This is a genomic window from Chromobacterium haemolyticum DSM 19808 (assembly GCF_000711885.1).
Taxonomy (GTDB): domain Bacteria; phylum Pseudomonadota; class Gammaproteobacteria; order Burkholderiales; family Chromobacteriaceae; genus Chromobacterium; species Chromobacterium haemolyticum.
This window is the reverse complement of record NZ_JONK01000015.1, coordinates 105,423-116,897: the sequence shown is the minus strand read 5'-3', so window position 1 is coordinate 116,897 and position 11,475 is coordinate 105,423. Positions and strand designations below refer to the sequence as shown.

Here is an 11,475-nt window from a genome sequence, read left to right as displayed (position 1 = left end):
ATGCCAGCTCCAACACGCTTACGCCGTGCAAGTCAGGTTCGGTCCATTTGCGCCAATACGCATAGACGTTCTGCCACTTGGGAAAGTCAGGCGGTAGATAGCGCCACTGACAACCTGTGCGTAGAACATAGAGCACTGCGCAGAACACTTCATACAGATCCAGCTGTACCGGTTTGGTGTTACGCCGTACGCCACGTAGTAGCGGCTCTATCTGGGCAAACTTTTCTCGACTAATGTCGCTTGGGTAGGATTTTCTCTTCACCAGCCCATTATCGCTCACAAAAAGATCGTAAACAGGTTCTAAGAACCTGTTCATAGTCTGCTGCGCTTCGTGAAGCGTTGCGCGGTGAGTACAAGCTCAACATGCTCATATCCCCTCGACCATTCCGCTTTTTCGCTGCTTTTCGCCTTGTCTCGCCCTAGCTCGCGAAACTTTGAACAGGCTCTAAAGCCCTACGCGCAAGCGCGAGACAGGACGTTGACGCAAACAAGGCGGGAGCGTTTAGAGGCCGTGCTCGGCGGCAAGCGCAACGGGCATGGAACCGGCTATCACAGCCGCACCTCAATGCCGGCGTCCCGCATCGCCTGCTTGGCCTCCGCCACCGTGTGCTCGCCAAAATGGAAAATACTGGCGGCCAGCACCGCGTCGGCCTTGCCCAGCTTGACCCCGTCCACCAAGTGTTGCAGCGTGCCCACGCCGCCGGAGGCGATCACCGGGATATCCACCGCCTCCGACACCGCGCGCGTCAGCTCCAGATTAAAGCCGATCTTGGTGCCGTCGCGGTCCATGCTGGTCAGCAGGATTTCTCCCGCCCCTAGTTGCTGCATCTGGCGCGCCCACGCCACCGCGTCGATGCCGGTGCGCGTGCGGCCGCCATGGGTGAACACCTCCCAGCGGTCGTTCTCCGGCGTCACAGCCTTGGCATCCACCGCCACCACCACGCACTGACTGCCGAAGCGGTCGGCCGCCTCGCTGACCAACTGCGGGCGGGTCACCGCCGCGGTATTGATGCTGACCTTGTCCGCGCCGGCGCTCAGCAGGCGGCGGATGTCCGCCACCTCCCGCACCCCGCCGCCCACGGTCAAGGGAATGAACACCTGCTCCGCCACCGATTCAATCACGTGCAGGATGATGTCGCGCTGGTCCGAGCTGGCGGTGATGTCCAGAAAGGTCAACTCGTCCGCGCCCTGTTCGTTGTAGCGACGGGCGATTTCCACCGGGTCGCCGGCGTCGCGCAGGCCCAGGAAGTTGACGCCTTTGACGACGCGGCCGGCGGTCACGTCCAGACAGGGGATGATGCGTTTGGCAAGCATATGGGGTCCGGCAAACAGCCAAACGGCCCGGACAGTGAGTACGGGCCGGCAAGGCTTGATGAGTCGAGATACAGGCTCTCAGAACCTGCTCATAGTCTGCTGCGCTTCAGCGGCACGGCGTTGAAAACGCCTGGTCTCGCTCTTGCTCGCGCGACTTTGAGCAGCCTCTCAGTCCGACAATTCGTCGGCCAGCGTCTGCGCGGCGGCGAAATCAATGCCGCCTTCGTAGATGGCGCGACCGGTGATCGCGCCTTCGATGCCCTCGTCCTCCACCGCGCACAGCGCGCGGATGTCGTCGAGATTGCTCAGACCGCCGGAAGCGATTACCGGGATGGTCAACGCCTGCGCCAGCTTGACGGTGGCGTCGATGTTGACGCCGTTCATCATGCCGTCGCGGCCGATGTCGGTGTAGATCACCGAATTGACGCCGTAATCCTGGAAGCGCTTGGCCAGATCGACCACCTTGTGGTTGGTGATCTTGGCCCAGCCGTCTACCGCCACCATGCCGTCCTTGGCGTCCAGGCCGACGATGACCTGGCCCGGGAAGGCGTCGCAGGCATCATGCAGGAAGCCGGGGGTCTTGACCGCGGCTGTCCCTATGATCACGTAGGACAAGCCCATGTCCAGATACTTCTCTATGGTGTCCAGGTCGCGGATGCCTCCGCCCAACTGCACCGGCAATTCATCGCCGACCTCGCCCAGGATGTCGCGGATCACCGCCAGATTCTTGGGCTTGCCGGCGAAGGCGCCGTTGAGGTCGACCAGATGCAAGCGGCGAGCGCCCTGATCGCGCCAATGGGCGGCGACTTGCACGGGGTCGTCGGAGAAAACGGTGGCATCGTCCATCACGCCCTGTTTCAGGCGTACGCATTGACCGTCTTTCAGGTCTATCGCGGGTATGAGCAGCATGGTGCTAAATCAAACGTGAGTTAAACACTGCCATCCCAGGCCAGGAAGTTCTTCATCATCTGAAGACCGGCCCGGTGGCTCTTTTCGGTGTGGAACTGGCTTGCGAAGATGTTCCCACGACCGACAATACAGGAAAACCGCTCGGGATATTCACTTTCCGCCAGCGTCAGGCCCGCATCGGCCGGCGCAAAGTGGTAACTATGCACAAAATAGAAACGCTCGCCGTCGGCGATGCCGGCGAACAAGGGGTGGACTGTTTTCTGGAACACCTGGTTCCACCCCATGTGCGGCACTTTCAAACGCTCGCCCTCGGCGTCGCGCAGCCCGGGGGCAAAGCGCGCCACCTTGCCGGGAAACAGGCCCAGGCCTTGGGTCGGCCCCTCCTCGCTTTCCTCGAACAATAGCTGGGCGCCGACGCAGATGCCAAAAAACGGCTTGCTCTTGGTGCTTTCCCTTATCGCATCGGCCAAACCGTGTTGATTCAGTTCCCGCATGCAATCCGGCATCGCGCCCTGCCCGGGAAAGATCACCTTGTCCGCCCTGAGCACGGCCTCCGGCTCGCGGGTAAGAAAGATGTCCGCGCCGATGTCATTGACCGCCTGCGCCGACTTGAGCACCGAATGCAAGTTGCCCATGCCGTAATCCACTACTGCGACTTTCATCTTGCTACAAGCTCATGTTCGGGGTGTGGCAGAACTCCAGCGCAATGCCGCCTGGATCCTGGAAAAAGACGGCGTAGTAACCGTCGCTGTAATGCTCGTACTCGGCCGGCGCATCGGTAACCCGCGCGCCGATTCGCAGCAAAAGCGCATGCAACGCGTCCACCGCCTGTCGGCTGGGCGCATTGAAGGCCAGATGCTGCAAGCCGACGCCATGGCGGACAAAGCCCGCATCCATGGTTTTGCTCTGCTGCAGGTAGATTTCGTAGTTGCCGGCGACATAGGCGCGCGCATCCGCGCTACTGCGCCCCCGCCAGCCCATCGCCGGCATCACCTGGTCATAGAACGTTAGCGCCGCCGCTAGGTCGGGCACCGACAAACACAGGTGGTTGAGGCCGGCGATGCCGGAGTCGACCCGGCTCATACGCTCAGCGTGCCCTTGGTGGACGGCGTCTGCCCCGCCATGCGCTCGTCCACCTCACAGGCCATGCGCAGAGCGCGACCAAACGCCTTGAAGATGGTCTCGGCCTGGTGATGACTGTTGACGCCGCGCAGATTGTCTATGTGCAGCGTGACCATGCTGTGATTGACGAAGCCATGAAAGAATTCGGAAAACAGGTCGACGTCGAACTGGCCGATGCTGGCGCGGGTGTATTCGACGTTGTACACCAGGCCCGGCCGACCGGACAGATCAATCACCACCCGGCTCAGCGCCTCGTCCAAGGGCACATAGGCGTGACCGTAGCGGCGGATGCCCTTCTTGTCGCCTATCGCCTTGGCGAAAGCCTGGCCCAGAGTGATGCCGATGTCTTCCACCGTGTGGTGGGCGTCAATGTGCAGATCGCCGTGGGCAACCACGTCCAGATCGATCAAGCCGTGGCGGACGACCTGGTCCATCATGTGGTCGAGAAAGGGCACGCCGGTTTCAAAGCGGCCGACCCCGGCGCCGTCCAGGTTCAGGCTGACGGTGATCTGGGTTTCCAGGGTATTGCGGGTAACGGTTGCGGTTCTCATGACTTAGGCGAAGTAAGCGTCCAGGGCTGCCAGCATGGCGTCGTTTTCCTGCGGCGTGCCCACGGTCAGCCGCAGGCATCGCTCCAGCAGCGGATGGCTGCCGTGCAGTTGCTTGATCAGGATGCCGCTGGCCTTGAAATGCTGGTACAAGGCCGGCGCGTCCGGCACCCGGATGGTGATGAAATTGGCTTCGGAAGGGAAGGCTTCCACGGCGGCGTAGCGCGCCAGCCCCGCCGCCAGCCGGCCGCGTTCCTCGCACAGCTCCGCGGCCTGACGGTTGAACACCTCGATATGGCGCAGCGAGAAGCGCGCGGCGGCCTGGGTCAGCACATTGATGTTGTACGGAGGGCGCACCTTGTCCAGCTCGCGGATCCAGGCGGCGGGGCCGGCGGCGTAGCCCAGCCGGATGCCGGCCAGGCCCAGCTTGGACAGCGTGCGCATCACGATCAGATTGTCGCGCAGGCCGGCCAGGTTCATGAAGCTGTCGCTGGCGAAAGCCTGGTAGGCTTCGTCCACCACCACTAGGCCGGGCGCGGCCTCGCAGATCGCCTCCACCTCGGCGCGGGCGAAGCGGGGACCAGTCGGATTATTGGGGTAAGACACGAACACCACCGCCGGCTGATGCTCGGCGATGGCCGCCAGCGTCGCCGGCAGATCCAGGCTGAAATCGGAGCGCAGCGGCACGCCGACGTAATCGAGGCCGGAGAACAACGCGTTCATCTTGTACATCACGAACGACGGCTCTAGCGCCAGCAACTTGGCGCCGGGGCGGGCCAATGCCTGAGCCACCAAAGTGATCAGCTCGTCTGAGCCGTTGCCCAGCAACACATCGGCCGGCTCGGGGATAGCAAACGCCTGCTTCAGTTGGGCTTTCAAGGTGCCGCCGGACGGATCCGGATAACGGTTGACCGCGACGTCGGCCAAGACCCGCGCCAGTTCTTGGCGAAGCTCGGCCGGCAAGGGCCACGGATTCTCCATGGCGTCCAGCTTGATGTAGCCGTCGGCGGAGGCTACCGGGTAGGCGCTGATGGCGGCGATCTCATCGCGCACCAATTGTCGGACGGACTTTTTCATGACATCGCAATCGGCCTCGCGGCCAACAAGAGCCCCGTGGACGGAGCCGTGTTATCGGAAACGGCGAAAAGCTATAGTAGCGTGTTCATTCGCTTTCAGCTACTCAACCCAGTCAGCCCGTTCCCGCAGCCGCGCCGGCAGCTGGACGTGGTCGCGCGCCATCCCTTCGCGGCTGAAAACATAACGGCCTTCCGAAGGCGTCACCGGGAACAAACTGGCCACCGACTGACCTTGGAACAGCACCTGTTCGGCCAACTTGGCCGCCTCTCGGCCTTGCTCGTAGCCGGACAGCACCAAGCCGCCCGCGGCTTTGTCCTTGCCCACGGCGAAGTCCCAAAACGCAAATAGCGGCAGCTTGGCGTGAGCGGCGGTCCAACGCAGCGCTTCATCGCCGGGCACTACCCTGCCCCCGGCATCGCGCAGGGTGAAGTAGAGGCCCACCCAGATCGCCTGGTAACGGTCGGCTGCGCTCAGCACTCGCCGCTGCCACTCGGCGTAGGAGCCGGTCAAGAACAGGTCGACATGGATATTGGCCAACAACATGGTGTCTCGGCCGACGAAGGTCTCGTCGCGGATGATCCGCGAGGTCAGGTCGTCGTCGAACAACACCAGGGCGTTGCGCAAGCCTTTGACGGTTTTACCCAGTTCGAAGACGCTGCGCAGGATCAAGGGCCGCTCCAGCACGCCGCTGACGTTCGTCGCCGCGCCCGGGAAGTAATTGCGCGGATTGTTGTTGATGCCCAGATAAATCACCGGCACGCCTTGCTGAGCCAGCTTGCTGCCCACTCTCTGTAACGCGGCATCGTCGCCGACGATGACAAGATCCGGCTTTATTTTAGCCGCCATGGCCAGCGCCTCGTCGGCGCGCGCCTGATGCTGGGCCGGCGGCAGGCGCTTGGTGTCCATCGCGTAATAGCTCAATTGCGCGCGCTTGCCCAGACGCTCCTGCAGCGCGCGGCGGTAATCCCGATCCCAGGGGTAGTCGCTATGATAGCTCTCCACCACCAGCACTCGCGGCTGCGCCCAAGCCGCCGCGGACAAGAAAAAGGCCAGACAGAGTCCGGCCATGATGCGTAGCAGCCCAGCCATCGCCTTCTCCGGTTACTTATCCAGATTAAGCGATGACGCGGCATTTTGCTCTTGACGCTATGCGTCCAAGCGCAGTTCCGCGGCGCGCGCGTGCGCGCTCAGCCCTTCGCCGTGAGCCAGCAGGCTGGCAACCTGGCCCAGCGCCCGCGCGCCGGCCTGGGACACTCGGATCAGGCTGCTGCGCTTCTGGAAATCGTACACGCCCAGCGGGCTGGCGAAACGCGCGGTGCGGCTGGTGGGCAGCACGTGATTGGGGCCGGCGCAATAATCGCCCAGGCTTTCCGAGGTGAAGCGGCCCATGAAGATGGCGCCGGCGTGGCGAATCCGCGGCAACAATTTGTCCGGGTTGGCCACCGACAGTTCCAGATGCTCGGGCGCGATGTAGTTGGCGATCTCGCAGGCTTGCGCCAAGTCGCTGACCTGAATCAGCGCGCCGCGGTTGCCCAGGCTGGCCTCGATGATTGCGCGGCGCGACATCTGCGGCAGCAACCTGGCGACGCTGGCCTCGACTTGGGCAATGTATTCCGCCGACGGGCACAGCAGGATGGCCTGGGCGATTTCATCGTGCTCGGCCTGACTGAACAAGTCCATCGCCACCCAGTCCGGCGGAGTGTCGCCATCGCAGATCACCAGAATCTCGGACGGGCCGGCCACCATGTCGATGCCCACCACGCCGAATACCCGGCGCTTGGCCGCGGCGACGTAAGCATTGCCCGGGCCGGTGATCTTGTCGACCTGAGGCACGGTTTCGGTGCCGTAGGCCAGCGCGGCCACCGCCTGCGCGCCGCCACAGGTGAACACCTTGTCGACGCCGGCGATATAGGCTGCCGCCAACACCAGATCGTTGCGCTCGCCGTCCGGCGTCGGCACCACCATGATGATTTCGCCCACGCCGGCCACTTTGGCCGGCAGCGCGTTCATCAGCACCGAGCTGGGATAGGCGGCCTTGCCGCCCGGCACGTAGATGCCGACGCGGTCCAGCGGCGTCACTTGCTGCCCCAACAGGGTGCCGTCCTCGTCCTGGTAGCTCCAGGAATGCGCCAGCTGCTTCTCATGATAGCGGCGCACCCGCTCCGCGGCGGTGCTGAGCGCATGGCGCACTGGATCGCTCAACCGCTGGAAGGCGGCCTCCAGTTGCTCTCGCGACAGCGTCAGATCGGCCATGGAGACGGCGCGCATGCGATCGAAGCGGTTGGTGTATTCGATCACCGCGGCGTCGCCCCGCGCTTTGACATCGTCGCAGATGGCGGCGACGGCCGCGTCGACGGCCGGATCTTGCGCGGTTTCAAAGGCCAGCAGCGCCTGCAGGCGGTCGGTGAAATCGGCTTGGGAAGAAGACAGTTTCAGCATGGAGCGGACCTCAGGCCGGCACGGCGCCGGCGAATGCGTCCAGCACCGGCTGGATCACGTCGTGTTTGAGTTTGAGCGCGGCCTGGTTGACCACCAGCCGCGAACTGATGTCGACGATGTGCTCGACCGCGATCAGATTGTTGGCGCGCAACGTCCCGCCGGTGGAGACCAAGTCGACGATGGCGTCGGCCAAGCCGACCAGCGGCGCCAGCTCCATCGAGCCGTAGAGCTTGATGATGTCCACGTGCACGCCTTTGCGGGCGAAGTGCTCGCGCGCGATCTGCGGATACTTGGTGGCGATCTTCAGCCTCGCGCCGCGACGCACCGCGGCCTCGTAATCGAAGCCGTTTTGCACCGCCACCATCATATTGCACTTGGCGATATTGAGATCCAGCGGCTGGTACAAGCCGGCGCCGCCGTGCTCGATCAGCACGTCGCGGCCGGCGATGCCCAGATCGGCCGCGCCGTACTGGACGTAGGTCGGCACGTCGGACGCGCGCACGATCACCAGCCGCACCCCCGGATGGTTGGTGCCGATAATCAGTTTGCGCGAGGCTTCAGGGTCCTCCGCCGGCAAAATGCCGGCTGCGGCCAGCAAAGGCAGAGTTTCTTCAAAGATGCGCCCTTTGGACAGGGCAATAGTCAGCTTCATGATGTATTGCGGCAAGGATAACGAAATCGAAGTTAAGGCGGAGCGACCCGGGCTCAGCCCACCAGAGCGCGGCGTTCGCGCTCCAGCAGGCCGACATAGCGCTGGATCAACGTCTCCATCGCCGGCGTCAGCCCCAGATAGGAGCAGCCTATGCGCACGGCTTCGTTGCCGTTGCGCAATTTAGCGGCCAGCCGGTGGCGGACTTCCAACCCGATATGCAGCGCGCCCAGCGGTTTCAAATCCAGCGTGCAGCGCTGGTATTGCTGGCCGATGTCGAAGCCGGGCGTTCCCGGCTGCGGCAGCCACATGCTGACGCCGCCCAGGCTGACGTCGAACAAGGCCAGGTCGACGGGCTTGTGCGGATAATCGGCCACATGGCACATCACTGGGCTGGCCACCGGGGTCTGGATGCGGAAGAACTCACGGCGCTGCAGCTTGATCACCTGCTCGGGCAGATCCGCCTGGAAGGCCGGCTGGCCCTCCCACTCGACTCGCCGCACCTGACCGGTGACGAATTGGGTCTTGACGCCCTCCGGCGAGCAGACAAAGACATTGCGCTCGCTGGCCAGTAAATGCTCATTGGTCTCCGGGTCCGCGCCCCAGTCGAACACCAGCGTGCCCGCCTTGTGATCCACTTCCAGGAAGCGGGTCAGGATGAAGGTTTTACCCTTGTTGGAAAACACCGTCACCATGTGGCCGTTCTTGGCGATGCCGGCCAGGTGATGGGCGATCTCCACCGACGTGGACAGCGTGTATTTGGCGAGATCCAACGATGGCTGCGAGCCGGATGTTGCGCCAGCGTTATGGTCGTTACTCACTTTGATCCGACTTTCATGTCTGCGTCAGTTTCCGATACGCCAAGTTTAGCGTAACAACTGTTCAATATCATGAGCCAAGCTCGCCGACGGCGTGCCGTAGGCCTCAAACACCCGCAAACGGCCCTGTTTATCCAACAGATAGGAGCCGGCGCTGTGGTCCACGCTATAACCGCCGCCCGGCTGGTTCACCCGCTGGGCGACAATCTTGTACTGATTCTTTATCTGCTCGACCTCGCCGGCCGTGCCGGTCAGGCCAACGAAGCCGCGGTTGAAGTGCGGCACGTAACCGGCCAGCACCTGCGGCGTGTCGCGTTCCGGATCGATGCTGACGAACAGCACCTGCACCTGTCCGGCCTTATCGCCCAGTTGCTTCACCGCGGCCGCGTATTCCAGCATGGTGGTCGGGCAGACATCCGGGCAATGGGTGTAGCCGAAGAACAGCGCCACCACTTTGCCTTGGTATTGAGACAGGCTGCGGCGCTGGCCTTGATGGTCGGTCAAGGTGAAATCGCCGCCTATCGATGCTCCGGCGACATCGGTGCCTTTCAAATCCAGCTTGGGTTCATTCGGCGAGCACGCGGCCAGCCACAACGGCAGCAACAGCCAGCCGGCGAGTTTTATCAATTTGCGCATCAGGAAACGGGTATCAGCCAGTAGTGGTCTATCAGCAGGGCCGCGAACAGCCAGGTCAGATACCAGATCGACCAGGCAAAGGCGCGGCGGGCCAGAGCGTCAGCATACTGGCGATGCAGGCGCACGGCAAGGAAGAGCAAACGCGCGTCCAACGCCAGCGCCGCCAGCAGATAGAGCCAGCCGGCCGCGCCCATCGCCACCGGCAGCAAGGTGATGGCCGACAACAGCAAGGCGTACAGCAAGATGGACAGCGTGGTGAAACGCTGGCCGTGAGTCACCGGCAGCATCGGCAGCCCGGCGCGGGCGTAATCGTCGCGGCGATACAAGGCCAACGCCCAGAAATGCGGCGGCGTCCAAGCGTAGATGATCAGGAACAACACTAAGGCGAACGCGTGCACCTCCCCGGTCATCGCCGCCCAGCCCAGCACCGGCGGCATCGCGCCGCTGGCGCCGCCGATCACGATGTTCTGCGGCGTATTGGGCTTGAGCAGCAAGGTGTAGACGATGGCGTAGCCAACGAAAGTGGCCAGCGTCAGCCAGGCGGTCAAGGCGTTGACCAGGCCGGCAAGCAAGGCCATGCCGATGCCGCCGGCGGTCAGAGCGATGACCAGGGTCTCGCCCGCGCCGGCCTCGCCGCGCGCGGTGGCGCGCCAGGCGGTGCGACGCATATTGGCGTCCACCGTGCGCTCCACCAGACAGTTGATCATCGCCGCCGCGCCGGCCACCAGGGCGATGCCGGCGGTGGCCGGCAGCAAACGCGCCGGATCCGGCCAGCCCGGCCCCGCCAGGAACATGCCGATCACCGCGCAGAACACGATCAGCCCCACTACCCGGGGTTTGGCCAATTGCATCAAGGCGACCGCGTGCTGGCGCGCCTGCTGAAGCTCCGCTGCGTTCATGTTTTCCCCCTTCAGGATGCGGCGCTCAAACCCACTCGCGATGATTTTTCGAAAGACCCGGCAATGGTCCGGCCGCGGCCCGAGGCTGAACAGCTCGCGCCGGGCGCAAGCGCAGCGCCAACAAGCTGGACGCCAGCAGCAAACTAGCAGCGCCGGCATTGTGCGACACCGCCGCCGGCAAGGGCAGCGCCAGCAGCACATTGGCGACGCCCAGGGCTAGCTGGCAGCCCAGCAGCGCCAGCAAACAAGCCAGATGGCTCCGCAGCGCCGGCAGCCTCCAACCGGCGCGCGCCGTCGCCAGGCACAAGACGGCCACCAACGCGGCCCCGAGCCGGTGCAGCCAATGCACCGCCACCAAGTTGCCCACCGCCAACGGGCTGCCGTCCGGCGCCTCGCCCAACGCCCGGAACAGATGAAAAGCGTGCTCAAAGCGCATCTGCGGCCACCATTCGCCATTGCAGGCGGGGAAGCCCTGACAGGCCAGAGCGGCGTAGTTGGTGGACACCCAGCCGCCTAGCGCCACTTGCAGGACCACCGCCAGGACCAAGCCGCGCGCCAGCCAGTTAAGCGCCGCCGGCGCCTCCACCGGCCGCAGCCGCGGGGACAAGGCCAGCCAGGCCAACAGCAGCAGCACCGACATGCCGCCAAGCAGATGAAGGGTGACGATGGCCGGTTTGAGCAACAGAGTCACCGTCCACATGCCCAACAGGCCCTGGGCCGCCACCACCGTCAGCAATGCGCCGGCCGCGCGGCGATGCCGCCGCGCACGCCAGGCTTGCCAGGCAACGGCGACAATCAATGCCCCAAGCGCGCCGGCCAGATAGCGATGGCTCATTTCCTTCCAGGCTTTGCCCAGACTGACCGGCCCGTCCGGGCTCTGGGCATGTTGCCGCTGGATGCTCTCCGCCGCGTGGTGCGGGGATATCTGGCCGTAACAACCCGGCCAATCCGGACAGCCGAGCCCGGCGTCGGACAGGCGCACATAGGCACCGAAAGGCACGACCACGCATGCCAGGATGAATGCCAGCCAGATCAGTCGCCTCATGCTGCGCTCCCCTTGTCGA

14 protein-coding genes are annotated in these 11,475 nt (G+C 63.9%); all 14 read right to left on the bottom strand.

Annotated features, from left to right (window positions below; genetic code table 11):
* Positions 1-316: transposase (locus BR71_RS23535; RefSeq protein ID WP_156038948.1), on the bottom strand; the 316-nt coding region annotated here is incomplete at its 3' end.
* 233 nt (positions 317-549) lie between these two features.
* Positions 550-1,314, bottom strand: a complete 765-nt coding sequence (gene hisF, locus BR71_RS10950) for an imidazole glycerol phosphate synthase subunit HisF (RefSeq protein ID WP_019103912.1) — start codon at positions 1,312-1,314, stop codon at positions 550-552.
* A gap of 168 nt (positions 1,315-1,482) precedes the next feature.
* Positions 1,483-2,223 (bottom strand): 1-(5-phosphoribosyl)-5-[(5-phosphoribosylamino)methylideneamino]imidazole-4-carboxamide isomerase, encoded by a 741-nt coding sequence (hisA, locus tag BR71_RS10945; protein WP_019103911.1) that lies wholly within the window; start codon positions 2,221-2,223, stop codon positions 1,483-1,485.
* Between the two features lie 20 nt (positions 2,224-2,243).
* Positions 2,244-2,885 (bottom strand): imidazole glycerol phosphate synthase subunit HisH, encoded by a 642-nt coding sequence (gene hisH, locus BR71_RS10940; RefSeq protein ID WP_043636872.1) that lies wholly within the window; start codon positions 2,883-2,885, stop codon positions 2,244-2,246.
* Between the two features lie 4 nt (positions 2,886-2,889).
* On the bottom strand, positions 2,890-3,306 hold the full coding sequence (locus BR71_RS10935; protein WP_043636870.1) for a VOC family protein: 417 nt from the start codon (positions 3,304-3,306) through the stop codon (positions 2,890-2,892).
* A complete protein-coding gene (hisB, locus tag BR71_RS10930; protein ID WP_043636868.1) occupies positions 3,303-3,896 on the bottom strand; it encodes an imidazoleglycerol-phosphate dehydratase HisB in 594 nt (197 codons plus the stop codon). Before hisB ends, BR71_RS10935 begins: the two co-directional genes overlap by 4 nt.
* A 3-nt stretch (positions 3,897-3,899) precedes the next feature.
* Positions 3,900-4,970, bottom strand: coding sequence for a histidinol-phosphate transaminase (gene hisC, locus BR71_RS10925; protein WP_043636865.1), 1,071 nt, complete (start codon positions 4,968-4,970; stop codon positions 3,900-3,902).
* A gap of 99 nt (positions 4,971-5,069) precedes the next feature.
* Positions 5,070-6,059: an ABC transporter substrate-binding protein gene (locus BR71_RS10920; protein ID WP_043636864.1), complete on the bottom strand. Its 990-nt coding sequence runs from the start codon at positions 6,057-6,059 to the stop codon at positions 5,070-5,072.
* A gap of 57 nt (positions 6,060-6,116) precedes the next feature.
* A complete protein-coding gene (gene hisD, locus BR71_RS10915; protein ID WP_043636861.1) occupies positions 6,117-7,409 on the bottom strand; it encodes a histidinol dehydrogenase in 1,293 nt (430 codons plus the stop codon).
* Positions 7,410-7,419: 10 nt separating this feature from the next.
* A complete protein-coding gene (hisG, locus tag BR71_RS10910) occupies positions 7,420-8,061 on the bottom strand; it encodes an ATP phosphoribosyltransferase (protein ID WP_043589540.1) in 642 nt (213 codons plus the stop codon).
* Between the two features lie 53 nt (positions 8,062-8,114).
* Positions 8,115-8,831: a flagellar brake protein gene (locus BR71_RS10905; RefSeq protein WP_231138274.1), complete on the bottom strand. Its 717-nt coding sequence runs from the start codon at positions 8,829-8,831 to the stop codon at positions 8,115-8,117.
* 93 nt (positions 8,832-8,924) lie between these two features.
* Complete coding sequence (locus BR71_RS10900; RefSeq protein WP_052370491.1) at positions 8,925-9,512, bottom strand: SCO family protein; 588 nt, start codon at positions 9,510-9,512, stop codon at positions 8,925-8,927.
* On the bottom strand, positions 9,512-10,411 hold the full coding sequence (locus BR71_RS10895; protein WP_043636858.1) for a heme o synthase: 900 nt from the start codon (positions 10,409-10,411) through the stop codon (positions 9,512-9,514). The genes BR71_RS10900 and BR71_RS10895 overlap by 1 nt, the downstream gene beginning before the upstream one ends.
* Before the next feature lie 25 nt (positions 10,412-10,436).
* Positions 10,437-11,456: a COX15/CtaA family protein gene (locus BR71_RS10890; RefSeq protein WP_043636855.1), complete on the bottom strand. Its 1,020-nt coding sequence runs from the start codon at positions 11,454-11,456 to the stop codon at positions 10,437-10,439.
* Positions 11,457-11,475 lie beyond the last annotated feature (19 nt).